This window comes from Micromonospora sp. NPDC004336 (assembly GCF_053602615.1).
This window is the reverse complement of record NZ_JBSGDY010000091.1, coordinates 1-24,345: the sequence shown is the minus strand read 5'-3', so window position 1 is coordinate 24,345 and position 24,345 is coordinate 1. Positions and strand designations below refer to the sequence as shown.

Annotated in this window: 20 protein-coding genes and 1 pseudogene; 13 read left to right on the top strand and 8 right to left on the bottom strand. The window is 74.5% G+C overall.

The window, feature by feature from the left end; all coding sequences use genetic code 11:
• The 7 genes and pseudogenes from ACWENR_RS19095 to ACWENR_RS19065 all read left to right on the top strand — a co-directional run.
• Positions 1–310 (top strand): annotated as a pseudogene (locus ACWENR_RS19095) (hypothetical protein); the annotation flags it as partial.
• Positions 310–732, top strand: coding sequence for a roadblock/LC7 domain-containing protein (locus ACWENR_RS19090; protein WP_452278320.1), 423 nt, complete (start codon positions 310–312; stop codon positions 730–732). The pseudogene ACWENR_RS19095 and the gene ACWENR_RS19090, both read left to right, overlap by 1 nt.
• Positions 722–1,111 carry a DUF742 domain-containing protein gene (locus tag ACWENR_RS19085; RefSeq protein ID WP_452278319.1) on the top strand — a complete coding sequence of 130 codons (390 nt, stop codon included), beginning with the start codon at positions 722–724 and terminating at the stop codon, positions 1,109–1,111. The genes ACWENR_RS19090 and ACWENR_RS19085 overlap by 11 nt, the downstream gene beginning before the upstream one ends.
• A complete protein-coding gene (locus ACWENR_RS19080) occupies positions 1,092–1,694 on the top strand; it encodes a GTP-binding protein (RefSeq protein WP_452278318.1) in 603 nt (200 codons plus the stop codon). The genes ACWENR_RS19085 and ACWENR_RS19080 overlap by 20 nt, the downstream gene beginning before the upstream one ends.
• A 142-nt stretch (positions 1,695–1,836) precedes the next feature.
• On the top strand, positions 1,837–2,874 hold the full coding sequence (locus tag ACWENR_RS19075; protein WP_452278317.1) for a lactonase family protein: 1,038 nt from the start codon (positions 1,837–1,839) through the stop codon (positions 2,872–2,874).
• Between the two features lie 132 nt (positions 2,875–3,006).
• Positions 3,007–4,767 (top strand): substrate-binding domain-containing protein, encoded by a 1,761-nt coding sequence (locus ACWENR_RS19070; protein WP_452278316.1) that lies wholly within the window; start codon positions 3,007–3,009, stop codon positions 4,765–4,767.
• A 238-nt stretch (positions 4,768–5,005) separates the two neighbouring features.
• Positions 5,006–6,490: a sugar transferase gene (locus ACWENR_RS19065; protein ID WP_452278315.1), complete on the top strand. Its 1,485-nt coding sequence runs from the start codon at positions 5,006–5,008 to the stop codon at positions 6,488–6,490.
• Between the two features lie 6 nt (positions 6,491–6,496).
• Here the strand turns inward: ACWENR_RS19065 and ACWENR_RS19060 are convergent, their stop codons facing one another.
• The gene (locus ACWENR_RS19060) at positions 6,497–7,627 is read right to left on the bottom strand and encodes a PP2C family protein-serine/threonine phosphatase (RefSeq protein WP_452278314.1); all 1,131 of its coding nucleotides are present in this window, start codon (positions 7,625–7,627) and stop codon (positions 6,497–6,499) included.
• Between the two features lie 96 nt (positions 7,628–7,723).
• On the opposite strand from ACWENR_RS19060, the gene ACWENR_RS19055 reads away from it, so the two are divergent.
• The gene (locus ACWENR_RS19055) at positions 7,724–8,257 is read left to right on the top strand and encodes a MarR family winged helix-turn-helix transcriptional regulator (protein ID WP_452278313.1); all 534 of its coding nucleotides are present in this window, start codon (positions 7,724–7,726) and stop codon (positions 8,255–8,257) included.
• A 183-nt stretch (positions 8,258–8,440) separates the two neighbouring features.
• Here ACWENR_RS19055 and ACWENR_RS19050 read toward each other — a convergent pair whose 3' ends face one another.
• Both ACWENR_RS19050 and ACWENR_RS19045 read right to left on the bottom strand, forming a co-directional pair.
• Positions 8,441–10,087, bottom strand: coding sequence for a SpoIIE family protein phosphatase (locus ACWENR_RS19050; protein ID WP_452278312.1), 1,647 nt, complete (start codon positions 10,085–10,087; stop codon positions 8,441–8,443).
• A 129-nt stretch (positions 10,088–10,216) separates the two neighbouring features.
• Positions 10,217–11,455, bottom strand: a complete 1,239-nt coding sequence (locus ACWENR_RS19045) for an ROK family protein (protein WP_452278311.1) — start codon at positions 11,453–11,455, stop codon at positions 10,217–10,219.
• A 77-nt stretch (positions 11,456–11,532) separates the two neighbouring features.
• Here ACWENR_RS19045 and xylA point away from each other — a divergent pair, with 77 nt between their 5' ends.
• The 4 genes from xylA to ACWENR_RS19025 all read left to right on the top strand — a co-directional run bounded on the left by xylA (position 11,533) and on the right by ACWENR_RS19025 (position 16,845).
• On the top strand, positions 11,533–12,720 hold the full coding sequence (xylA, locus tag ACWENR_RS19040; RefSeq protein WP_452278310.1) for a xylose isomerase: 1,188 nt from the start codon (positions 11,533–11,535) through the stop codon (positions 12,718–12,720).
• A gap of 11 nt (positions 12,721–12,731) precedes the next feature.
• On the top strand, positions 12,732–14,213 hold the full coding sequence (gene xylB, locus ACWENR_RS19035) for a xylulokinase (protein ID WP_452278309.1): 1,482 nt from the start codon (positions 12,732–12,734) through the stop codon (positions 14,211–14,213).
• Between the two features lie 40 nt (positions 14,214–14,253).
• The gene (locus ACWENR_RS19030; RefSeq protein WP_452278308.1) at positions 14,254–15,357 is read left to right on the top strand and encodes a DUF5925 domain-containing protein; all 1,104 of its coding nucleotides are present in this window, start codon (positions 14,254–14,256) and stop codon (positions 15,355–15,357) included.
• A gap of 63 nt (positions 15,358–15,420) precedes the next feature.
• A complete protein-coding gene (locus ACWENR_RS19025) occupies positions 15,421–16,845 on the top strand; it encodes an MFS transporter (RefSeq protein WP_452278307.1) in 1,425 nt (474 codons plus the stop codon).
• Between the two features lie 63 nt (positions 16,846–16,908).
• On the opposite strand, the gene ACWENR_RS19020 is transcribed toward ACWENR_RS19025, so the two are convergent.
• From ACWENR_RS19020 to ACWENR_RS19000, 5 genes are all read right to left on the bottom strand, one after another.
• A complete protein-coding gene (locus tag ACWENR_RS19020) occupies positions 16,909–18,585 on the bottom strand; it encodes a glycoside hydrolase family 13 protein (protein ID WP_452278321.1) in 1,677 nt (558 codons plus the stop codon).
• Positions 18,586–18,649: 64 nt separating this feature from the next.
• Complete coding sequence (locus ACWENR_RS19015; RefSeq protein WP_452278306.1) at positions 18,650–19,726, bottom strand: LacI family DNA-binding transcriptional regulator; 1,077 nt, start codon at positions 19,724–19,726, stop codon at positions 18,650–18,652.
• Positions 19,727–19,789: 63 nt separating this feature from the next.
• A complete protein-coding gene (locus ACWENR_RS19010) occupies positions 19,790–20,758 on the bottom strand; it encodes a carbohydrate ABC transporter permease (RefSeq protein WP_452278305.1) in 969 nt (322 codons plus the stop codon).
• A 1-nt stretch (position 20,759) separates the two neighbouring features.
• Positions 20,760–21,809: a carbohydrate ABC transporter permease gene (locus ACWENR_RS19005; RefSeq protein WP_452278304.1), complete on the bottom strand. Its 1,050-nt coding sequence runs from the start codon at positions 21,807–21,809 to the stop codon at positions 20,760–20,762.
• 78 nt (positions 21,810–21,887) lie between these two features.
• Positions 21,888–23,228 carry an ABC transporter substrate-binding protein gene (locus tag ACWENR_RS19000; RefSeq protein ID WP_452278303.1) on the bottom strand — a complete coding sequence of 447 codons (1,341 nt, stop codon included), beginning with the start codon at positions 23,226–23,228 and terminating at the stop codon, positions 21,888–21,890.
• 246 nt (positions 23,229–23,474) lie between these two features.
• Here ACWENR_RS19000 and ACWENR_RS18995 point away from each other — a divergent pair, with 246 nt between their 5' ends.
• Positions 23,475–24,248 (top strand): peptidoglycan DD-metalloendopeptidase family protein, encoded by a 774-nt coding sequence (locus ACWENR_RS18995; protein WP_452278302.1) that lies wholly within the window; start codon positions 23,475–23,477, stop codon positions 24,246–24,248.
• Positions 24,249–24,345 lie beyond the last annotated feature (97 nt).

Sequence of the window (24,345 nt, the reverse complement as noted above, 5' to 3'; positions counted from 1 at the left end):
ACAGCCCGCGAGCGCCGCCGCCGGTGACGCCGCGCCGCGACAGGCCGCCGCGGAATGCCCCGCGAGTGCCGCCTCCGCCGGCGACGTCGCGTCGCGACGGGCCGCCGCGGAACAGCCCGCGAGCGCCGCCGGCGGTGACGCCGCGCCGCGACAGGCCGGCGCGGAACGCCCCGCGAGCGCTGCCGGTGACGCCGCTTCGCAACGGGCCGCCGCGGAACAGCCCGCGAGCGCCGGCGCCGCCACGAACCCGACGCCGGCCGAGGCGCCGGCGGACCCCGACCCCGTGACCGTTACTGAGAGGGACGCCTGATGCTGCATCCGACGAGGCAGAGCGCCGATCTCGACTGGTTGCTCGACGATCTGGTGGACCGGGTGCCACCCGCCCGGCAGGCGGTGGTGCTGTCGGCCGACGGCCTGCTGCTCGGCTCCTCCAGCGGCCTGGACCGCGCCGACGCCGAGCACCTGTGCGCACTGGCGTCCGGCTTCTCCAGCCTGGCAAGGGGCGCGAGCCGACACGTGGCCGGCGGGGCGGTCCGGCAGACGGTGGTCGAGATGGAGTCGGCGTACCTCTTCGTCACCGCCGCCGGGCAGGGCGCCTGCCTGGCCGTGGTCAGCGACGCGGACGCGGACATCGGCCTGGTGGCGTACGAGATGGCGATGCTGGTCACCCGCGTGGGGGAGTACCTCAGCGCCCCGGCCCGGTCGACGGCGGGGGTCGCCGATGCGGGCTGAGTCCCCCGGTCCCCAGCACGAGTGGCTCGACGACGACGCCGGCCCCGTGGTGCGCCCCTACACCCTCACCGGTGGCCGGGTCCGGTCGTCCGCGGACGGCTTCGACGTGGTCGCGTACGTGCTGGCCGAACCGGCCGCCGACCCCGCCGCGCATCCCGAGCTGCACCCGGAGCACCGGCGGCTGGTGTCGCTGGCGGCCCGCCCGGTCCCCGTCGCCGAGCTGGCGGCCGAGCTCGACCTCGCGCTGGGCGTGGTGCGCGTCCTCCTCGGCGACCTGCTGGCCAAGGGGCTCATCGCGGTGCACCAGCCGACGGCCGCCGCCTACCTGCCCGACGACGACATCCTCAAGGCGGTGGTCAGTGGACTCCGTGCGCTATGACCGGCCCGGATCCGGCACCCGGGTCCCGCTCGCGCTGAAGATCCTCATCGCCGGGGGCTTCGGCGCCGGCAAGACGACGCTGGTGAGCGCGCTCAGCGAGGTCCGGCCGTTGCAGACCGAGGAGGTCCTGACCGGGGCCGGCGTCGGCACCGACGACCTGTCGGGCGTCGAGGGGAAGTCGACCACGACGGTGGCGATGGACTTCGGCCGGATCACGATCAACGACGACCTCCAGGTCTACCTGTTCGGCACCCCGGGCCAGGACCGGTTCTGGTTCCTCTGGGACGAGCTGGCCTTCGGGGCGCTCGGCGCGGTGGTGCTCGCCGACACCCGCCGGCTGGCCGACTGCTTCCCGTCCATCGACTACTTCGAGCAGCGGGGCGTCCCGTTCGTGGTGGGCGTGAACTGCTTCGACGGCGCCCGCCGGTTCGACCTGGAGTCCGTACGCCAGGCGCTGGACCTCGACCCCGACGTGCCGCTGGTGCTCTGCGACGCCCGGGACCGGCAGTCCGGCAAGGAGGTGCTCATCGCCCTGGTCGAGCACGTGGCCCGCCAGCGCGGCGAGCCGGTGCCGGCGGCCTGAGCGCCGAGCGGCCGGCCGGCCCGAGCCCGCCCGGGCCCGCCCGGCGGGGCGGAAATCGGCGCGGCCTGCGGGGGCTAAGCGGACAGCGCGCGGGGAAGTCCTCTGATGGGATCGACGGAGGAATCGGCGGAGGGTGGATCCGGTGACGGAGCAGGGTGGGATCGTCCACATCGGCGGCTACACGGCGCACAGCGGGGGCCGGGCCACGGGCATCGTCGCGGCGCGGCGGGACCCGCTCTCCGGCGCGCTGTCGCCGCTCGGCACCGTCGCGGTCACCCCGTCGCCCTCCTTCCTCGTCCGGCACCCGGGGCTGCCGGTGCTGTACGCGGTCAACGAGCTGCCCGACGGCGAGGTCAGCGCCTTCCGGGTCGCGCCCGACGGCGACCTGACCCCGCTCGGCACCCGGCCCACCGGCGGCGCGGAGCCCTGTCACCTGGCCGTCGTCCCGGGCGGCGGCCACCTCGTCGTGGCCAACTACGGCGGCGGCAGCGTGGCCGTGTTCCCGCTCGACCCCGACGGGGTTCCCGGCGAGCGCAGCGACCTGGTGGCGCACGAGGGGCACGGGCCCGACCCGGAGCGGCAGGAGCACGCGCACGCCCACATGGTGAACCCCGCCCCGGGCCGGGGTCCCCTGCTCGCGGTCGACCTCGGCACCGACTCGGTCTACCGCTACGACCTGGACGCCGCCTCCGGGCGGTTGGTGCCCCGGGCGCCCCGGGTGCGTACGGCCGCCGGCTCCGGCCCCCGGCACCTGGCCCGGCACCCGGACGGCCGGCGCTGCTGGGTGGCGGGGGAGCTGGACGCCTCGGTGACCGCGTACGAGGCGACGGCCGACGGCGCGCTGCACCAGCGGGGCCGGGTCGACGCCAGCGACCGGCCGGGGCACGTCCAGCCGTCGGAGATCGCGGTCGGCCCGGACGGGCGCTTCCTCTACGTGGCCAACCGGGGGGTGGGCACGGTGGCGGTCTTCGCCCTGGCCGGCGAGCTGCCGGAGCTGGTCGCCGAGGTCGACACGGGCGGCGAGTGGCCGCGGCACTTCGCCCGGGTGGGGGAGCACCTCTACGTCGCCGACGAGCGGGCCGACATGGTCCGGGTCTTCCGGGTCGACCCGGCGACCGGCGTACCGGCCCCGCTCGGCGAGCCGGTGCCGGTGCCGAGCCCCACCTGCGTCCTGCCCTGACCTGCCCGGATCCACGCAACGGATCGAGGCAGTCACTAGTCGTCAACAATTTGGTAGTCAACTGTTTCTTCTGAGTAACTTTCGTCCGAACGGTTGTGGCAGCCACCCTGACCGGTACGCACTATGGTCAGCGTGTCAGCAGGCCGCCATCGCATGCGCTCCAACGTTCACGCAGCCACCGCCGCTGCTGCCGTCGGCGTGCTCGCCGTAACGGCGGGCGGCTGGTTCGGCTACCAGCAGCTGGCGCAGCCCGACTGCACCGGCAGGATCGAGTTGTCGGTGGCCGTCGCCGCCGAGCTCGCCCCGGCCGTCGACGAGGCCGCCGCCGAGTGGGTGAAGGAGGGGGCCGCCGTCGGCGGGACCTGCATCGCGGTGAACGTCTCGGCGACCGACCCGGTCGACGTGGCCGCCACGGTGGCCGCCAAGCACGGCGTCACCCTGGCCGGCGTCGGGCAGGCCAGTGGCACGGCGGTCAGCCCGGACGTCTGGGTGCCGGACTCCTCGACCTGGCTGCTGCGGCTCAAGACCGGCGGCGCCACCGCCTTCGAGCCGGGCAACGGGGCGTCCATCGCCCGCAGCCCGGTGGTCGTGGCGATGCCGGAGCCGGTGGCCTCCCGACTCGGCTGGCCGCAGAAGAAGTTCAGCTGGGCCCAGCTGCTCCAGCAGGTCCAGAGCGACAAGCCGCTGCGCACCGGGATCGTCGAGCCGACCCGGGACGCGGCCGGCCTGTCGGGCCTGCTCTCGCTGACCGCCGTCGCCGGTGCCCCCGGCGGCCCCGACGCCGAGAAGGACAAGGTCGCCGCGCTGCGGGCGCTGGCCACCGACCGCTCGGCGCTGCGGCCGGACCTGCTCGCCCGGTTCCCCACCGCCTCGGATCCGACGACGATCGCCAGCAGCCTCGGCGCGGCGGCGCTCTCCGAGGAGGACGTGATCCAGTACAACCGCAAGAAGCCGCCGGTGCCGCTGGCCGCGCTCTACCTGGAGCCGGCGCCCGCGCCGCTGGACTACCCGTACGCGGTGCTGCCCGGCATCGAGCCGGCCAAGGCGTCGGCGGCGCGGGTGCTCTACGACGCGCTCACCACCGACGACTTCCGCGACAAGCTGGCGGCCCGGTCGCTGCGGGCGCCGGACGGCAACTGGGGCAAGGGCTTCGACGCCCCGCAGGGCGCGCCCAGCCCGGCGGGCGGCGCGTCGACGCCGCCGGCGACCGGCGGCACGGCGGCGACCGGCGGCCTCGACCCGCAGAACATGGACCGCGCCATCTCCAGCTGGTCGATCGCCACCCAGTCCGGCCGGATGCTCGCCGTCATCGACGTCTCCGGCTCGATGAAGGAGAAGGTGGCCAACGCCGGCAACGCCACCCGGCAGCAGGTCACCGTGGAGGCGGCCCGACGCGGGCTGAATCTCTTCGACGACTCCTGGTCGATCGGCCTCTGGACGTTCTCCACCGAGCTGGTCGGCTCCCGCGACCACCAGGAGCTGGTCCCGATCGGGCCGCTGTCGCGGCAGCGCGGCAGGCTGGAGCAGGCGCTCGGCTCCGTCCGGTCCTCCAGCGGCAGCACCGGCCTCTACGACACGGTGCTGGCGGCCTACCAGAAGGTGCAGGACAACTGGGAGCCCGGGCGGGTCAACTCGATCGTGCTGTTCACCGACGGCAAGAACGAGGACTCCGCCGGCGTGACCCAGCAGCAGCTGCTGGTCGAGCTCAACAAGATCAAGGACCCGGAGCGGCCGGTGCAGGTCGTGATCATCGGCATCGGCAGCGACGTCAGCAAGGCCGAGTTGAAGTCGATCACCGACGTCACCGGCGGCGGCGCCTTCGTCACCGAGGACCCGACCAAGATCGGGGACATCTTCCTCAAGGCGATCGCGCTGCGCAAGGCCCCGGCCTGAGGAGGGACGCGGGGGCGCGGGCCTGAGCGGTGGCGCAGGGCGCGAAGGGCGGCCGTACCGTCGAATCCCGTACGGCGGGCCCTTTTCCGCAACCGGGTCCGTCGGGAAAAGTGACGGCAATACGTCGGAAGTAATCGTCCACCACGGTTGGCGGGGCAGGATGTCGTAGTGCTCCGCGGCCGGCCCGCGACCCGGACCGGCCGACAGGGGCCGTCGGCGTGCGAAGTGGGGAGGGTCGGTGACCTCGGCGACGCTGTTGACTCCCGCCAGAGCGGCGTCGTCACCGGACGAGACCCGGTCCGGCCCGGCGGCCCGCACGGACGAGCGCGCCTACGTCCGCGCCCTGGTGGTGCTGGACACCACGATCCTGACCATCGCCGTGCTGATCGGCTACGTGGCCCGCTTCGGCGGCGACACCCCCGGCGGCTCGAAGATCCCGTACGTCGTCGTGGCGCCCGGGCTGGTCCTCGCCTGGCTGGTCTCGCTGCGGGTGCTGCGCTGCTACGACGACCGGGTCCTCGGCTACGGCGCCGACGAGTACCGCCGGGTCAACGCCGCCAGCCTGCGCCTCGCCGGCGGCGTCGCGATCGCCGGCTACATCGCCGAGGTGGGCGTCTCCCGGGGCTTCCTGGCCATCTCGTTCGCGGTGGGCACGGTCGGCCTGGAGGTGGCCCGGTTCGCGGCCCGCAAGCGGCTGCACCGGGCGCGGTCCCGGGGCGCGGGCTGGTCGCGGAAGGTGCTGGTGGTCGGCGACACCGCGCACGTGCTGGAGCTGGTGCACACCCTGCGGCGCGAGCCGTACGCGGGCTACCAGGTGGTCGGCGCCTGCATCCCGGACGCGCTGCTGGCCCCGGTCGCGCAGCGGCTCGGCGACGTGCCGGTGGTCGGTTCGTTCCGGGGCATCCCCGAGGCGGTCACCGCCATCGGCGCGGACACCGTGGCGGTGACGGCGTCCGGCGAGCTGACCGCCACCAGGCTGCGCCGGCTGGGCTGGCAGTTGGAGGGCACCGGCGTCGACCTGGTGGTGGCGCCGGCGCTGACCGACGTCGCCGGCCCGCGCATCCACACCCGTCCGGTCGCCGGGCTGCCCCTGATCCACGTCGAGGCGCCGGAGTTCCGTGGGGCCCGCAAGCTGGTCAAGGGTTTCGTCGACCGGGCGGTCTCCTCGCTGGCCCTGACGCTGCTGCTGCCGCTGCTGGCCGTCATCGCGCTGGCCGTCAAGCTCGACAGCCGGGGGCCGGTGCTGTTCCGCCAGACCCGGGTCGGGCAGGGCGGCCGGGAGTTCGGCGTCTACAAGTTCCGCACCATGGTGGTCAACGCCGACGCCCTGCTGGCGGAGCTGGCCACCCGCAACGAGACCGACGGCCTGATGTTCAAGATGCGCGACGACCCCCGGGTGACCCGGGTCGGCCGGCTGCTGCGCAAGTGGTCGCTCGACGAGCTGCCGCAACTGGTCAACGTCCTGCTCGGGCAGATGAGCCTGGTCGGCCCCCGCCCGCCGCTGCCCTCCGAGGTGGCCCGCTACGACGGGGACGTGGCCCGCCGGCTGCTGGTCAAGCCCGGCATGACGGGGCTCTGGCAGGTCAGCGGCCGGTCCGACCTGAGCTGGGAGGACGGCATCCGGCTCGACCTCTACTACGTGGAGAACTGGTCGCTCGCGGCCGACCTGACGATCCTCTGGAAGACCTTCGGCGCGGTGGTCAACAGCCGCGGGGCCTACTGAGCCCGGTCAGTCCTGCGGGCCGGTCCAGTCCAGGCACACCACCACCGCGTCGTCGACCAGGTCGCCGGCGACGAACGCGCGCAGGTCGCCGATCAGCGAGCGCACCGCGTCCAGCGGCTCCATCGGCCTGGTCCGGCGCAGGAACCGGTCCAGCGCCGTCTCGCCGTAGCGGACGTTGCGCCCGGTGGCGTCGACGACCCCGTCGCTGACGACGAAGAGCCGGTCGCCCCGGCACAGCTCGAAGCGCTGCTCGCGGTAGTCGGTGGCCTCGAACATGCCGAGCGGGAACTGCGCCTCCAGCGGCAGCTCCCGCACCTCCCCGTCGCGCAGCAGCACCAGGCGGGGCGACCCGGCGTCGACCACGGTCAGCTCGCCGGAGCGCAGGTCGAGGTCCATCAGCAGCGCGGCGAGGTGCCGGTCGCCGCGGTGCAGGTCGTAGATCGCCTGGTCGGCGAGGGCCGCCTGGTCGGCGAGCCCGAGGCCGCCGCGGCGGGCGTTGCGCAGCGCGTACGTGCCGAGCGAGGTGAGCATCGAGGCGGCCACCCCCTCGCCGGTGCCGTTGATGGTGGCCAGCCAGAGCCGCTGCCCGTCGTCGGACCAGTCGAAGCTGTCGCCGCGCACCGCGTACGCCGGTTCGAGCTGCCCCGCGAGGCTGAACGACGGCCGGATCCGGCTGCGGCCGGGCAGCATCTCCCACTGCATCTCGGCCGCGAGGGTGAGCCGGCGGCTGCGTCGGGCCGTCCGGTACAGGTCCGTGCCGGCGGTCACCGCGGCGATCTCGTGGGCCAGCGCGGTGGCGATCTCCGCCAGCTCGCCCAGGACCGTCGGGTCGCCGGGGACCGGCGTCACCCGCAGCACCCCCCAGCGTTCCCCGCGCATGGAGACCGGAAGGTAGCCGGTGCCGTCGGCCGCGATCGGCGTCTGGTGGTCGAAGCAGCGCCAGGCGGGGTGCCCGGGGCCGGTCACCGGCTCCCCGTCGGCGAGGGGCAGCAGCGCCGACAGCCGGTAGTCGACCTGGAGCAGCTCCACCCGGTCGACGCGGTGGGTCTCGGCCAGGACGCCGGCGACGCGGTCCAGCAGGAGATCGGCGGGCGCCTCGGCGAGGGCACGCCGTGCCCGATTGACCGGTTCGCTCATCGTCGCTCCTTGTTCGCGAGCCCGCAGCAGCGGTTTCGGAGTAGTCTCGGGCGCACCATGGCGGAAGTGCACGGTCCCCCGGGGCCAGATACGAGTATGGCGGCCGAGCTCGACGAGGCGGCCGGTGCCCTGCTGACCGTGTGGGAGGCGGCGCGGGAGCGGACGACCAGCCGCGTCTCCGGCGCCCAGTTGCGCGCGATCATGCTGGTCGAGCAGCACGACGGGATCAACCTGCGCCGCCTGGCCACGGGCCTCGACATGCTGCTCTCCTCCGCCAGCCGGCTCTGCGACAGGCTGGTGGCGGCGGGCATGTTGGAACGCGAGCCGGGCCGGCTCGACCGGCGGGAGATCTCGCTGCACCTCACCCCGGAGGCCCACCGGCTCCTCCTCGAGTTGCGTGACGACCGGCGCCAGCAGCTCTGGGCGATCCTCGCCGACATGACCCCCGAGGGGCGGCAGGCCCTGCTGCGGGGGATGCGGGAGTTCGACGAGGCGGCGCGCCGCCGGGACGCGTCCGTTCGGTCCGTCGCGCCGGCCGGCCTGTGGTCCGGCGGGCCGGCGAAGCATCCGGTCGGGCCGCCGCGGCAGGAGTGGCCCGCGAGCGAGCCCCGGGTGGCCCGGACGGCCTGACCCGCGAGGCGGTCGGCCCGCGCCCGCCGCCGCCCGCCGCCGCCCACCAGCGCCGTCCGATCGCCCGACGACTGACGTCGCCGTCCGCCGCCGCTGTCCGCCGCCGCTGCGGTCCGCCGTCGCCGCTGCCCGTCGCCGCTGCGGCCCGCCGTCGCCGCTGTCCGCCGCCGTCGGCGTACGGCGTCAGGCGGTGGGCGCCGCGGCGACCGCGAGCATCGCGACGTCGTCCTGGCTCTGCCCGTCCAGCCACTCGTCGACGAGGCGCAGGAGCCGGTCGACCAGCGCGGCGGGGGGCAGCCCGGCCGCCGAGGCCAGCGCGGCGCGCAGCCGCTCCTCGCCGAACATCTCGCCGTCGCGGCGGCCGTCGCGCGCCTCCGTCACCCCGTTGGTGTACGCGAGCAGCAGGTCGCCGGGGGCGAGCCGGGCCTCGGCCTGGGCGAACCGGGCGGTGGGCAGCGCGCCCACCGGCATCCCGCCGACCGCGACCGGGGCGACCGTGCCGTCCGCGCGTACGACCAGCGGGGACGGGTGGCCGCCGCCGGCGACCCGGGCCGTCAGCCCGCCGCCGGGGGCACCGCGGAGCGTGCCGAGCAGCAGGGTGGCGAACTGGCTGCGCCGGGCCGCCTCCGGCGCGTCGAGCAGCGCGCGGTTGAGCAGCTCCATCAGCTCCCGCGGCCGCTGCTCGACCAGCCGCAGGGTCTGCAGGGACTGCCGGACCCGCCCGGTCAGGACGGCCGCGCCGACGCCCTTGCCGCACACGTCGCCGAGGGCGAACATCGCCCCGCCGCTGATCGGGAACACGTCGTAGAAGTCGCCGCCGATCCGCAGCCGGTCGCCGGCCGCGCGGTAGCCCCCGGCGAGGGCCGCGCCGGGCACGGCCGGCAGGTCGGGCGGGAGCAGGCTGTTCTGCAACACCCGGGCGAGGTGGACCTGCTCGCCGTAGAGCTCCGCCGCGCCGAGGGCCGCGCCGGCCCGGTTGGCGAACTCCCGGGCCAGCTCGACGTCGCGCCGGTCGAAGTCGGGGCGCCCGGCGCGGCGGACCAGCACCAGGGCGCCGGCGGGCCGGCCGGGGGCGCGCATCGGGCTGACCAGCACGGCGGTGGGGCGGCCGAAGCCGGGCGGCAGCGTGGCGGCCAGCTCGCCGGGTGCCGGGGCGGGCCAGGGGCCCGGGTCGGCGGCGTGGCCGCGCAGCGCCTCGGCGAGGCCGGGCAGCGCGCCGGTCAGCGACCACGGGGCGAGCCCGGTCGCCGGCGCGGGATCGCCCTCGGCGTACCGGACCCAGTGCGGCAGGTTCTCGGCGGGCGAGGGCGGCAGGTGGACCACCAGGGCCAGGTCGGCGAGGTGGGGGACGGGGAGCGTCGCCGCCGCCTGTACCGTCTGGTCGCGGTGCAGGGACAGCCCGAGGCGGCTGCCCGCCTGGGCGAGGAACGCCGTCCGGGAGCGCTCGGCGCGCAGCGCCTCGGCGCGCGCGTGCTCCTCGGTGACGTCCCGCACGTACCAGGCGTGCCGTCCGGCGCCCAGCCGCCGCCGCACGCCGCGCAGCCGGCGGCCCCGGTGCTCGGTGTCGAAGGAGTCCGCGCCGGCACGGGCCGCGTGGGCGAACGCCGTCACGGCGCACGTCGCCAGCTCCGCGCCGGCGACCACCTCGGGGAGGAGCCGGGCCGCGACCGCGTTGACCAGCGCCACCCGTCCCGCCCCGTCGGTCGTCACGACCGCCTCGGTGAGCCCGTCGAGCAGCTCGCGGGTGAGCCGGGAGTCGGCCGGCAGCGGGTTGCCGGCGGGGGAGTGGGCGGGCCCGCCGGGGGCGCCGCCGCGAGGGGTGGTGGTCACCGTCGCTCGCCGGGCGCCCAGGTCCGTCGACCTGTGCGCATGCTGGTCGTGCACTCCTCGCGTGGGGGGCCGTTGCCTCGGGGCAAGCGTACCGAGGCGGTCGCCGCCCGCCCATCCGAGCGGCCGAGGTCAGGGCCGGCGGCCCAGCCAGCCGGCCGGCCGGGCGAGGATCCGGCGTACGACGGAACCGGCGCCGCCGACGGCCGCGGCGGCGCCGCCGAGCGCCGCGGGACGCACGGTGACCGGCGCCCAGGCCGCCGTGAGCACCCGACGCGAGACCTCGGCGAGCACCGGCGGGCGGAGCCAGGGCGTCAGCGGGCCGTAGCCGCCGCCGAGCACCACGGTGTCGAGGTCCAGCAGGTTCACCACGCCCGCGACCGCGATCCCGAGCGCGGCCCCGGCGTCGGCGAGGGCGCGCGAGGCGGCCGGGTCGTCGGCCGCGGCCAGCTCGGCGAGCCGGGTCGTCGCGGTGTCCGCCGGGAGGTCCGCGCCGGCCAGGCCGGCCGCCGCGAGGATCGCCTCCTGCCCGGCGTACGTCTCCAGGCAACCCCGCCCGCCGCACCGGCACGGCCGCCCGTCGGGGCGGACCGGGACGTGACCGATCTCGCCGCTCCAGCCGCGCGCGCCGCGGAACAGGGACCCGTCCAGGACGATGCCGGCGCCGATGCCGACCTCGCCGGAGATGTGCAGGAAGCTGGCCGGCCCGCCCGGCCCGGCGTGCAGCTCGCCCAGCGCGGCGAGGTTCGCCTCGTTGTCGACGACCAGCGGCGGGACGCCGTCGACGCGCGCGGTCAGCGGCGGTTGCCCGGCGAGGAGCGCGGGGACGGGCACGTCGCGCCAGCCGAGGTTCGGCGCGAGGCGGACCAGCCCGGCGTCGTCGACCAGCCCGGGCACCGCGAGGGCCGCCCCGGCCAGGGTGAGCCCCTCGCGGGCGGCGTCGGCGCGGGCGCGGGCGGCGAGGCCCGCCAGCCGGGCGAGCGCCTCGGCGGGGGAGAGCGGCCGCAGGTCGGCGCGGTGCACGGCGTGGTGGCGGACCCGGCCGGCGAGGTCGACCACGCAGGCGGCCAGGTAGTCGACGTTGACTTCAAGGCCGAGCCCGGCCGGGCCGTCGGCGGCGAGCGCCAGGCCCCGGGACGGCCGGCCGGCCCCGGTGCGGGGCGTCGGCTCCGCCTCGCGGACGAGCCGGCCGGCCAGCAGGTCCTCCACCACGGCGGAGACGGTGGCCCGGGTCAGGCCGGTCCCGGCGGCCAGCTCGGCCCGCGAGGGCGGGCGGTCGGCGGCGGCGATCCGACCGAGCACCACGGCGAGGTTCCAGTCGCGCAGGCTGCCCTGGCGGACCGCCCCGGGCGGGGCGTCGGGACGGGTCACCCCTTGACACTGCCACAGGCCCGTCAAATAATTCAACCGCTGAACAAATAGCGGACGACACCCCCGGAGGAACCGCCATGGCGCCCCGCCCCACCCCCGCCGACAAGTTCTCCTTCGGCCTCTGGACGGTGGGCTGGCCGGGCCGCGACCCGTTCGGCGACGCCACCCGGCCCGCCCTGGACCCGGTCGAGACGGTGCACCAGCTCGCCGGCCTCGGGGCGTACGGGGTCACGCTCCACGACGACGACCTGGTGCCCTTCGGCGCGGACGCGGCCACCCGCGACCGGCACGTGGCCCGGTTCCGCAAGGCCCTCGACGAGACCGGCCTGGTGGTGCCCATGGTGACCACCAACCTCTTCAACCACCCGGTCTTCAAGGACGGCGGCTTCACCAGCAACGACCGCGCCGTCCGGCGTTACGCGCTGCGCAAGGTGCTGCGCAACGTCGACCTCGCCGTCGAGCTGGGCGCCCGCACGTTCGTCATGTGGGGCGGCCGGGAGGGCGCCGAGTACGACGTCGCCAAGGACGTCCGCGCCGCGCTGGACCGCTACCGGGAGGCCGTCGACCTGCTCTGCCAGTACGTGGTCGACCGCGGCTACGACCTGCGCTTCGCCCTCGAACCCAAGCCGAACGAGCCGCGCGGCGACATCCTCCTGCCGACGGTCGGGCACGCCCTGGCCTTCATCTCCACCCTGGCCCACCCCGACATGGTCGGGCTCAACCCCGAGGTGGGGCACGAGCAGATGGCGGGGCTCAACTTCGCCCACGGCATCGCCCAGGCGCTCTGGCAGGGCAAGCTGTTCCACATCGACCTCAACGGCCAGCGCGGCGTCAAGTACGACCAGGACCTGGTCTTCGGCCACGGCGACCTGCTCAACGCGTTCGCCCTGGTCGACCTGCTGGAGCACGGCGGCCCCGGCGGGGCGCCCGCCTACGACGGCACCCGCCACTTCGACTACAAGCCCTCGCGCACCGAGGACGTCGCCGGCGTCTGGGCGTCGGCGGAGGCGAACATGCGCACCTACCTGCTGCTCAAGGAGCGGGCGGCGGCCTTCCGGGCCGACCCCGAGGTCGCCGAGGCGCTGGCCGCCGCCAAGGTCGCCGAGCAGGGCACCCCGACGCTCGCCCCCGGCGAGACCTACGCCGACCTGCTCGCCGACCGGTCCGCGTTCGAGGAGTTCGACGTCGACGCGGCCGCGGCGAAGGGCTTCGGCTTCGTCCGGCTCAACCAGCTCGCCGTCGAGCACCTGCTCGGCGCCCGCTGAGGAGGCCGGTCGTGCCGCTCGTCGCGGGGGTCGACTCCTCGACCCAGTCGTGCAAGGTCGTCGTGCGGGACGCGGAGACCGGCGCCCTGCTCCGGCAGGGCCGGGCGCCGCACCCCGACGGCACCGAGGTCGACCCGTCGGCGTGGTGGTCCGCGCTGGCCGGGGCGGTCGACGCCGCCGGCGGGCTGGCCGACGTCGCGGCGGTCTCCGTCGCCGGCCAGCAGCACGGCATGGTCTGTCTCGACGAGACCGGCGCCGTCGTCCGGCCCGCGCTGCTGTGGAACGACACCCGCTCGGCCGGGGCCGCCGCCGAGCTGGTCGAGGAGGCCGGCGGCGGGGCGGCCGGCCGCCGGTTCTGGGCGGACGCGGTGGGCAGCGTGCCGGTGGCCAGCTTCACCGTCACCAAGCTGCGCTGGCTGGCCCGGCACGAGCCGGAGCACGCCGCCCGGGTGGCGGCGGTCTGCCTGCCGCACGACTGGCTGACCTGGCGGCTGGCCGGCGCGCCCGGCCTGGCCGCGCTGCGCACCGACCGGGGCGACGCCAGCGGCACCGGCTACTGGTCGCCGGCCACCGGCGACTACCGGCTCGACCTGCTGGAGCGGGCCCTCGGCCGGGTTCCGCACGTGCCGGCCGTGCTCGGCCCGGCGGCCCCGGCCGGCGCGGTGCGCCCCGACGCCTTCCACGCCTGCGGTCCCGCGCCCCACGCCCCCGGCGGCCCGCTGCCGGACGGGGCCCTGCTCGCCCCCGGCACCGGCGACAACGCCGCCGCCGCGCTCGGCGTCGGCGCGGGCCCGGGCGACGTGATCGTCTCGATCGGCACCTCCGGCACCGTGTTCAGCGTCGCCGACGCCCCCGCAGCCGACCCCACCGGCGCCGTCGCCGGCTTCGCCGACGCCACCGGCCGCTTCCTGCCGCTGGTCTGCACGCTCAACGCCGCCCGGGTGCTCGACGCCGCCGCGGCGATGCTCCGCGTGGGCCTCGACGAGCTGGCGGAGCTGGCGCTCTCCGCCCCGGCCGGGGCGGACGGGCTGGTCGTGGTGCCCTACCTGGAGGGTGAGCGGACCCCCGACCGCCCGCTCGCGACGGGCGCCGTGCACGGGCTCACCCTGCGCACCTCGACCCCGGCGCACCTGGCCCGGGCCGCCGTCGAGGGGCTGCTCTGCGCCCTCGCCGACGGGCTCGACGCGCTCACCGCCCAGGGCGCCACCGTGCGCCGGGTGATCCTCGTCGGCGGGGGAGCCCGCTCGGCGGCCGTGCGCCGGATCGCGCCCGAGGTGCTCGGGGTGCCGGTGGTCGTCCCGCCGCCGGGGGAGTACGTCGCCGACGGGGCGGCCCGCCAGGCCGCCTGGGTCGCGCTGGGCGGCGCGGCGCCCCCCACGTGGTCGGTCCGGGGCACCGAGGAGTACGCCGCCGAGCCGTTCCCCGCCGCCCGCGAGCGGTACGCCGCCGCCCGGGACCGCTTCCTCGACCGCGTTCCCACCGGCGACGGGTAAACGACTGTACGGGCGGCCCCCGGCTCGCGATCATCGACGGATGCGGACCACCCCCGACGCGGACGAGGCGCCCGGCGCCGGCATCCCCTCGATGCTCCAGTACGACGACGCGGACACCCCCTGCGACGTCATCGACGCGCTGGTCCTGGCGGACTTCGTCACCGGGCGGCATCCCTGGTCGCACACGGTCCGGCTCTCCCGGGTGCGTCCCGACGCGCCGCTGACCGCCCCCGACGGGCGGCTGGTGCGTACGGCGGTGGAGAACCGGCAACGGTCCCGCCTGCTGGCCGGCGACGGCTGGACGGCCCGGGTGGTCACCTGGAAGGGGCGGGGCGCCGAGGTGACGGTCACGGCGGTGACCGAGGAGGTCGGCCAGGCGGCGCTCGACCGGATCGTCGACGGCGCCGCCGAACCGGAGGATCCGGGCGCCGGCCGGATCGGCTTCTGGCACCAGAACCCGCGCCGGGGCAGCCAGCGGGACGTGCGCGCGATCGCCGCGCCGGAGTGGACGCAGATCCGGCCCAACTACGCCGCCCCGGCGCGTACCGCCCTCGACGCGCTGATGGCGACCACCCCGGAGCATCTCGCCGGCCGGCTGGTGCTGCTGCACGGGGCGCCGGGCACGGGGAAGACCACGGCCCTGCGCGCCCTCGCCCGCTCCTGGCGCGACTGGTGCCAGGTCGACGCCGTGCTCGACCCCGACGTGCTCTTCGCGGACCCGGCGTACCTGTCCGAGGTGGCGGTCGGGGACGAGGACGGCGAGCAGGGGACGGGCCGCCGGTGGCGGCTGCTCATCCTGGAGGACTGCGACGAGCTGATCCGGGGCGAGGCGAAGCAGGCCGCCGGCCAGGCGCTGTCCCGGCTGCTCAACCTCACCGACGGGCTGCTCGGGCAGGGGCGCGAGGTGCTCGTGGCGATCACCACGAACGAGGACCTGTCCCGGCTGCACCCGGCGGTGGTCCGCCCGGGGCGCTGCCTGGCCCGCATCGAGGTCGGCCCGCTGTCGTACCCGGAGGCGACCGGCTGGCTCGGCACGTCGGCGGGGGTGCCGCCGCAGGGCGCCACGCTCGCCGAGCTGTACGCGCTGCGGGCGGGCACGCCGGCCACGCCGTCCGCCCCGCCCGCCATCGGCGGCTACCTCTGAGCCGCCCGACGCGCCCCGCGCGCCGTCACCCGCTCGTGACCTGACCCTGGTTGGCTGCGGCACATGACGTTGATCAGGAGCGGGCCGGCGCGGGCCCGGGGCGGGTCGGCCGGGCACCGGCTCTACAGCGTCGTGGTGTTCGTGCTGCTCGCCTCGCTGGACAACGTGGCGATCGGCCTGGTGCCCCCGCTGTACGGGCCCATCTCCGCAGCCTTCGACGTGCCGCAGCGGCTGCTCGGCCTGGTCACCGCCGTGAGCTTCCTCGCCAGCGCGGTGGCCGCGGTGGGTTGGGCGTACGTCGGCGACCGCACCAACCGCAAGCCGCTGCTGATGGTGGGCACCCTGATCTGGGCGCTCGGTACCGGCGGCAGCGCGGTCGCGGCGAACTACCCCGCCTTCCTGGCCGCGCAGCTCGTCGCGGCGGTCGGCCTCGGCGCGGTCGGGTCGGTCGGGTTCTCGGTCGTCACCGACCTGATCTCGCCCCGACGCCGGGGCCTGGTGATGAGCTTCTGGGGCCTGTCCCAGGGGGTCGGCACGCTGGCCGGCACGCTGGTCGGCGGGCTGCTCGGGTCGGCCGACTGGCGGCGGCCGTTCCTGGTGCTGACCGTGGTCGGCGTGCTGGCGACCGTCGCCTACCTGTTCACCTACGACATCCGGCGCGGCCAGAGCGAACCGGAGCTGGCCGACGCGCTCGCCGCCGGCGCCGAGTACGACTACCGGATCAGCCGGGCGGACCTGCCGAGGATCCTGGGCAGGCGCACCAACCGGTGGCTGATCCTGCAGGGTCTCACCGCGCAGGCGGCGTTCGGGTCGCTGGTCTGGCTGCCGGTGCTCTTCGCCGAGCGGGCCGAGGACCAGGGCTACTCCGCCGCGACCGCCGTGGTCGTGGGCAGCGTCTTCGCCACCCTGTTCCAGCTCGGCGGGGTGCTCTCCATCGTCGGCGGGCTCGTCGGCGACGCGCTGCAACGGCGTACGCCCCGGGGCCGGGCGATGGTCGCGGCGGTCGGCATCCTCGCCGCGCTCCCGTTCTACCTGGTGCTCTTCTTCGTGCCCGTACGCATCGACGTGCCCGACGGCGCCGGCGCGGGGACGGTGGTGCGCGCGGTGCTGGCCAGCGTGTTCACCGAGCCGACGGTCGGGCTGAGCCTGCTGACCGCCGTGGTGGCGCTGGCGCTGACGTCGGCGAACTCGCCGAACTGGTTCGCCCTGATCGCGGACGTCAACCCGCCCGAGCACCGGGGCACCGTGTACGGCCTCGGCAACCTGGTCAACGGCGTCGGCCGGGCGGCCGGCAACGGGCTGGTCGGGGTGGCCTTCCACGCGCTGCGGGCGGCCTTCCCGCCGCCGCTGAACTACGCCGTCGGGCTGGCCGCCTTCCAGCTCTTCTTCGTGCCCACCGGGGTCATGTACTGGCTGGCGTCGCGGACCTCGCCGAAGGACATCGCCGACGTGCACGACCTCCTGCACGACCGCGCGGACCGGCTGTAGGTGCGGGGCTCCCCGCCGGGGCGCTGTCGCCCCGGCAGGGAGCCCCGCACCGTCACGACGGCGTCAGGCCGTCCGGACCCAGACCGTCACGTCGGTGGGCACCGCGCCGTCCTCGTCCAGCGGGGCGCTGGAGTGCACCAGCTCGCCGCCGGCCGGCAGCGGCACGGCCGCGTCGCCGAAGTTGGTCAGCACCGTGAGCGCGCCGTTGCGGAAGGAGAGCACCTCGTCGCCGGTGGCGAGCCACTCCAGCGGGCCCTCGCCGAGCCGGTGCTCGCGGCGCAGCCGCAGCGCCGCCCGGTACAGCTCGTACGTCGAGCCGGGCACGTCCCGCTGCCGGTCCAGCGCGTGCTCCGCCCAGACCGGCGGCTGCGGCAGCCAGCTCGCGTCGGTCGGCCCGAAGCCGTACGACGGGGCGTCGGCCTCCCACGGGATCGGCACCCGGCAGCCGTCCCGGCCCCGTTCGGTGTGGCCGCTGCGCACCCAGGTCGGGTCCTGCCGGGCCTCGTCGGGCATCGTGGTGTGCTCCGGCAGGCCCAGCTCCTCGCCCTGGTAGAGGTAGGCCGAGCCGGGCAGGGCGAGCATCAGCAGGGTGGCCGCCCGGGCCCGGCGCAGGCCGAGCGCGGCGTCCGGCTGCGGGTCGCCGATGCCGATGCCGTTGGGCCGCCGGCCGCCCACGGGCAGCCCCAGCCGGGAGGCGTGCCGCACCACGTCGTGGTTGGACAGCACCCAGGTGGTGGGCGCGCCGACGGCGTCGGTGGCCTCCAGCGAGCGGGTGATCACCGCGTACTGGGCCGGCGCGGTCCAGGAGGCGAGCAGGTACTCGAAGTTGAACGCCTGGTGCATCTCGTCCGGGCGCACGTACCGGGCCAGCCGCTCGGCCGGCTCGACCCACGCCTCGGCGACCAGGACCCGCTCGTCGGGGTAGCCGTCCAGCACCCGCCGCCAGTCCCGGTAGATCTCGTGCACGCCGTCCTGGTCCCACATCGGCGGGCGCGGCTTGTCGACCTCCTGGCCGGAGAGGATCTCCTGCGGCTCCTGCCAGTCGGCCAGGTCGGCCTGCTTGATCAGGCCGTGCGCCACGTCGACGCGGAAGCCGTCGACGCCGCGGTCCAGCCAGAACCGCAGCACGTCGAGGAACTCCGTCCGCACCTCGGGGTTGTCCCAGTTGAGGTCGGGCTGGCCGGTGTCGAACAGGTGCAGGTACCACTGGCCGGGCCGGCCGTCGGCCTCGGTGACCCGGGTCCAGGCCGGCCCGCCGAAGACGCTCTGCCAGTCGTTCGGCGGCTGCGCGCCGTCCGGTCCCCGGCCGTCGCGGAAGACGTAGCGGTCGCGCTCCGGGCTGCCGGGGGCGGCGGCGAGCGCCGCGGTGAACCACTCGTGCGCCGACGACGTGTGGTTGGGCACCAGGTCGACGATCACCCGCAGCCCGCGCGCGTGGGCCTCGGCGATCAGCCGGTCGGCGTCGGCGAGGCTGCCGAAGAGCGGGTCGACGTCGCGGTAGTCGGCCACGTCGTACCCGGCGTCGGCCTGGGGCGACGGGTAGAAGGGCGACAGCCACACGGCGTCGACGCCCAGCTCGACGAGGTGGTCGAGGCGGGCGGTGATGCCGGGCAGGTCGCCGATCCCGTCGCCGTTCGAGTCGGCGAAGGAGCGCGGGTAGATCTGGTAGATGACGGCCCGGGTCCACCAGCCGGTGGCCGGGTCGCTGGGTCCGTCCTGGTGGGTCGCGTTGCTGTTCAGGGCCTTCTCCAGGGTCTCTAGCCGGACGGTCGGGTTGCGGGTGCCGGACAGGTCGGCGTCCCCGTCAGTGTGCCCGGGGCGGCGCGGTCGATTCGCGCACGATCAGGCGAGTGGGCAGGATCACGGGCGTCCCGGGCGTGTCGTCGGCGGGGGCGGCGCCGGCCGCGGGCCGTTCGCCGCCGGCGTCCCCGGCCGGGACCGGCCCGCCGACGAGCGGATCGAGCAGCATCCGCGCGGCGAGCAGGCCCTGCTCCGCGGCGGGCTGGGCGATTGTGCTCAGCCCGACGACGCGGGCCAGGTCGTGGTCGTCCACGCCGATGACGCTGACGTCCTGCGGCACCCGCAGGCCGGCGTCGCGCAGGACCGTCATCGCCCCCATCGCCATCTCGTCGCAGGCCGCGAAGATCGCCGTCGGCGGTTCGCCCCGCCGGAGCAGCTCCTCGGCGGCCCGCGTGCCGCCGTCGATGGTGAACCGCGACTCCACGTCCAGCGCCGGGTCCGGGTCGAGGCCGGCGTCGCGCAGCGCGTCCCGCCAGCCCCGCCGCCGGTCGAGGTGGGTGGTGAAGGCCAGCTCGTCGTCGGGGTCGCCGGAGATGTGCGCGATGCGGCGGTGGCCGAGGTCGAGCAGGTGCCGGGTGGCGGTCCGCGCCGCCTCCACGTCGTCGATGCGTACGCAGGGCCAGCCGGGGACCACGGTGCCGGAGCTGACGGTCACCCCGGGCAGTTTCAGCTTCGCCAGGGCGGCCAGGTCGGCCGACCGCAGCGGCGTGGCGACCAGCATGACGGCGTCGACGCGCTTGTGCAGGTTGGCGGCGCGCAGCACCCGCTGGCGGGCCTGCTCCCGCCCGCCGAGGTTGTGCAGCAGCAGGTCGTAGCCCGACTGGTGGACGAACTCCTCGACGGACTCCACGACGGTGGCGAAGAACCACCGGGTGATCCGGGGGACCACGACCGCGATGGCGCCGGTCCGTCCGCCGGCCAGCCGCGAGGCGCTCGGCGAGACGGCGTACTCCAGTTGCTCGGCCGCCGCGAGCACGCGCCGCCGGGTCGCGGCCGAGACCGTCGGGAGCCCGCGCAGCGCCCGGGAGACGGTGGCCGTGGAGACCCCGGCCAGGCGTGCGACGTCATCGATCCTCGTCACGGTGGTACCCCCGCTTCGCGCCGGCTCCGCCGCCGCCGGCGACCCGGCGGCGGCGGAGCGGCGTCAGCCCTTGACGCTGCCGGCGAGCAGCCCCCGCACGAAGTAGCGCTGCAGGGACAGGAAGACGATCAGCGGTACGACGATCGAGACGAACGCGCCGGCGGTGAGCCGCTGCCACTCGTTGCCCCGGGTGCCGGCCATCTCGGCCAGCCGGACGGTGAGCGGGGCGGTCTCGTTGCCGCCACCGGCGAAGATCAGCGCGACCAGCAGGTCGTTCCAGACCCAGAGGAACTGGAAGATGCCGAACGCGGCCAGCGCCGGGGTGATCAGCGGCAGGACGATGGACCGGAAGATCTTCGGGTGGCTGGCCCCGTCGACCCGGGCCGCCTCCATCAGGTCGCCCGGCAGCTGCGAGATGAAGTTGTGCAGCAGGAAGACCGCGAACGGCAGCGCGAAGCAGGTGTGCGCGAACCACACCTGCGCGAACTTCTGCTCGTCGACCAGGTCCCAGGCGGGAAGGATCGTGACCCCGGCGACGGTGACGCCCGTGGAGAAGAACTTCAGCAGCGGCACCAGCGCCATCTGGAGCGGCACGATCTGGAGCGCGAAGATCGCGATGTACATCCAGTCCCGCCCCCGGAAGTTGATCCAGGCGAGCGCGTACGCGGCCAGGGCCGCGAAGGCGAGCGGGAAGAGCACCGACGGGATGGTGATCGCCAGCGAGTTGATGAAGTAGCTGGCGAGCTGCCCGGACGACGAGGAGCGCCCGAACAGCACCTCCTGGTAGTTCTCGAAGGTGAACTGCGGGTCGGTGAAGAAGGTCCACCACCCGGTGCTCTTGATCTGGTCCTCGGGCCGGAACGACGAGATGAACAGGCCGAAGGTCGGGATGGTCCAGAGCATCGCGATGACGATCGACACGATGGTCGCGGTGCGGCTGTTGAGGCGCTTGCGCACCCGGGCGGCGGTGGTGGAGGTGCGGCCGTCGGTCTGCTGGGTGCCGGCGGCGACGGTGGGCGTGGCGGTGGTCATCTCAGCCCTTCCGCTGCTGACGGATGTTGCGGATCTGGTAGATCACGATCGGCACCACCAGGACGAACAGGAAGACCGCCAGCGCCGAGCCCTGCCCGTTCTGGCCGTACCGGAACGCCTGGTTGTACATCTCGTTCGCGATCACGCTCGTTTCGTAGTTGCCGTTCGTCGACGTGCGCACGATGTCGAAGACCTTGAGGGTGGCGATGGACAGCGTCACCACGACGACGATCAGCGCCGGCCGGATGCTCGGCATGGTGATCTGCCAGAACATCTGCCACGGGGTGACCCCGTCGAGGCGGGCCGCCTCCACGATGTCGGCGGGGATGGCCTTGATGGCGGCGGAGAGCACCACCATCGCGAAGCCGGCCTGGATCCACACCATGATGACGATCAGCAGGAACGTGTTCAGCGGGGACTCGAGCAGCCACTGCTTCGGCTCGCCGCCGAGGCTGACCACGATCTGGTTGAGCAGGCCGATCTGCTCCTGGTCCTCGCCCCGGTACGCGTAGACGAACTTCCAGATGATGCTGGCACCGACGAAGGAGATCGCCATCGGCAGGAAGATCAGCGACTTGGCGACCGCCTCGAAGCGGGCCTTGTCGACCAGCACCGCGTAGACCAGGCCGAACGCGGTGGCCACCAGCGGGACGAGGAGCACCCAGATCAGGCTGTTGACCAGGACCCGGACGATCGAGTCGTCGGAGAACATCCAGCCGTAGTTGCGCAGCCCCACCCAGTCGTTGCTGTCCGCGTCCATGAAGGAGAGCATCGTGGTGCGGACGGCCGGCACCACCAGCCCGATGGTGAGCAGCAGCAGCGTCGGCAGCAGGAAGAACAGCGCGAGGACCCCCTCCCGCTGCTTCGGACGGCGGAGCAGCGGCGCGCCGCTCGCGGAGGCGGCGACGAGCTGCGCCTCCCGCCGGCGGGCGAACCAGGCCGGCACCACGTCGAGCAGCAGGAGCAGACCACCCACCACCAGGACGAAGGCGAACAGCCCCCACCCCAGCATGATGAACTTGTCCTTCTCCTCGATGAAGTCGAACTCCATCGACCCTCCTTATAAGGGTTCGGTTCGGTCACGGACCGGTGGGCCGGTCCGTTGACACGGACCGGCCCACCGGTCAGATCACTTCCAGCTGCTCTCGATGCCGTCGAGCACCGTCTTGGTGTCCTTGCCGTTGATCCAGTCGACCATGCCCTTCCAGAACGTCCCCGCGCCGACGGTGGCCGGCATCAGGTCGGAACCGTCGAAGCGGAAGACCGTGCTCTTGTCCTGGAGGATCTGGACGGAGAGCTTGTCGATCGGGTTGGCGACGTTGGCCAGGTCGAGCTTGTTGTTCGCCGACACCCAGTCACCGATCTTGGCGCGGCTGTTGGCGTACTCGCCGGAGGCCAGGTAGGTCTGCACCGCCTGGACCTCGGGGCGGTCGGCGAAGGCCGTGACGAACTCGCCGCCACCCAGCACCGGCTTGCCCTTGGCCGCGTCGATGGCCGGGAAGTAGAAGGCGAAGACGTCGCCGTCCTCGGCCACCTTGGTGCCCTCCGGCCACTGGTTGGCGTAGAAGGACGCCTGGCGGTGCAGCGCGCACTTGCCCGTGGTGATCGGCACGCCGGCCTCCTGGAAGGAGGTGGTGGCGATGCTCTTCACGCCGCCGTAGCCGGCGTTGACGTACTTCTCGTTCTTGAGGATCGTGCCGGCCTTGTCGACGGCCTCGGCGACCTTCGGGTCGTTGAAGGGGATGCCGTGGGTGGTCCACTGGTCGTAGACCTCGGGGGTCTGCGTGCGCAGCATCAGGTCTTCGATCCAGTCGGTGGCCGGCCAGCCGGTGGCGTCACCGGACTCGATGCCGGCGCACCACGGCTTGGTGCCGCTGGCCGCGATCTTGTCGCTCAGGGAGATCAGCTCGTCCCAGCTGGTCGGGACGGTCCAGCCCTTCTCCTTGAAGGTCTTCGGCGAGTACCACACGAACGACTTCACGTTCGAGCCGAGCGGGGCGCCGTAGAACTGGCCGTTGACGGTGCTGTACTTCAGCCAGTCGGCCGGGTAGTTCTCCTCGGCCGTCTTCTTGGTCTCGGCGCCGGCGGGCTTGAGCTTGCCCGCGTCGGCGAAGCGCTTGAGCAGGCCCGGCTGCGGGATGAACGCGAGGTCGGGGGCGTTGCCGCCGTCGACGCGGACGCCGAGCTGGGCCTCGAACTCGCCGCTGCCCTCGTGGTCGATCTTGACGCCGGTGCACTTCTCGAACTGCTTCCAGGACTCCGCGAGGCGGTCGGCCTCGATGTCCCGGATCGACGAGTAGATCGAGACCTTCTTGCCGTCGATGTCGCCGTACTTCTCGTATGCTGCGCACTCCGCGGAGCCCGCGGCGTCACTCTTCTTGTCGTCGCCGGTGCCGCAGGCCGTGGCGCTGAGCGCCAGCCCCAGTACGCCGGCGATCGCGAGAGCCTGGCGTGATCTGGCAAACGCCATGCCGTTCTCCTTCCTTGCCGGCGCGTGGGGGAGTCGAACCCGCGCCGGTCCGATGGGCGTCCCCACATGTAAGCGCTTGCATCCGGCCCGGTCCACCCCGGGTCGGACACGAGCGAGTAACAATCCGGAAACCCGGCCGTCGTCGCGTGGGCACGCTCCCAAATGAGTGCGGACATCTTTTCAGGAGTGGCGATTTCTGTCACGCTGGGGGCAGCCATAGAAAGATTTCAACATGGGAGGTTGTGGATGCGTAAGCGATGGCTCGGCTTGCTGGCGACCGGTCTGTTGGCGGTGGGCGTGGCGCTCCCGGCGGCCCCGGCGATGGCCGCTCCCACGTTCAAGGTGCCCTTCCCCTGCGGGCAGTCCTGGTCCGGCCAGACGAGGACCGGCCACAGCCCGGCGTACGCCGTGGACTTCAACCGCACCGACGACCTCGGCGACCCGGTGGTGGCCAGCGCGCCCGGCACCGTCGACCGGGTCACGGACCTCGGCGGCACCAGCTACGGCAAGTACGTCCGGATCAACCACGGCGGCGGCTACAGCACCTACTACGCCCACCTCAACGGCTTCAACGTCTCCGTCGGCCAGACCGTCGGCTACGGCAAGGTGATCGGCTGGGTCGGCAGCACCGGCGGCTCCACCGGCCCGCACCTGCACTACGAGCAGCGCCTCAACGGCAGCGACATCCAGGTGCGCTTCAACGGCGCGCTCGCCCTCTACTGGGGGGCGAAGACATACACCAGCGACAACGGCTGCGGCAGCACCGCCGGCTCCGGCACGGTCAACACCAGCGGCACCCCGCTGACCGTCCGCTCCGGCCCGGGCACCGGGTACGACGCCGTCGGCACCGTCGCCGACGGCACCAAGGTGACCATCCAGTGCCAGACCAGCGGCACCAGCGTCACCGGCACCTACGGCACCAGCACCATCTGGGATCGGATCGGCAGCGGTCGCTTCATCGCCGACGCCTACGTCTACACCGGCCACGACGGCTACATCCCCAACGTGCCCCGCTGCTGAGCGGGTGCCGGGGCCCCGGCCCCGCCCGGGGGGCGGGAGTGCTCCCGTCTGTTAGACACTAACACGGCCTTCAAACTGGGTTGTCTGGTGGGTGTGG

Coding starts and splice junctions, on each gene's coding strand:
- ACWENR_RS18995 (WP_452278302.1), top strand. CDS start 23,475: ATGCGTAAGCGATGGCTCGGCTTGCTGGCGACCGGTCTGTTGGCGGTG.
- ACWENR_RS19060 (WP_452278314.1), bottom strand. CDS start 7,627: ATGAGCGAACCGGTCAATCGGGCACGGCGTGCCCTCGCCGAGGCGCCC.
- ACWENR_RS19085 (WP_452278319.1), top strand. CDS start 722: ATGCGGGCTGAGTCCCCCGGTCCCCAGCACGAGTGGCTCGACGACGAC.
- ACWENR_RS19030 (WP_452278308.1), top strand. CDS start 14,254: ATGCGGACCACCCCCGACGCGGACGAGGCGCCCGGCGCCGGCATCCCC.
- xylA (WP_452278310.1), top strand. CDS start 11,533: ATGGCGCCCCGCCCCACCCCCGCCGACAAGTTCTCCTTCGGCCTCTGG.
- ACWENR_RS19090 (WP_452278320.1), top strand. CDS start 310: ATGCTGCATCCGACGAGGCAGAGCGCCGATCTCGACTGGTTGCTCGAC.
- ACWENR_RS19055 (WP_452278313.1), top strand. CDS start 7,724: ATGGCGGCCGAGCTCGACGAGGCGGCCGGTGCCCTGCTGACCGTGTGG.
- ACWENR_RS19005 (WP_452278304.1), bottom strand. CDS start 21,809: ATGGAGTTCGACTTCATCGAGGAGAAGGACAAGTTCATCATGCTGGGG.
- ACWENR_RS19000 (WP_452278303.1), bottom strand. CDS start 23,228: ATGGCGTTTGCCAGATCACGCCAGGCTCTCGCGATCGCCGGCGTACTG.
- ACWENR_RS19025 (WP_452278307.1), top strand. CDS start 15,421: ATGACGTTGATCAGGAGCGGGCCGGCGCGGGCCCGGGGCGGGTCGGCC.
- ACWENR_RS19010 (WP_452278305.1), bottom strand. CDS start 20,758: ATGACCACCGCCACGCCCACCGTCGCCGCCGGCACCCAGCAGACCGAC.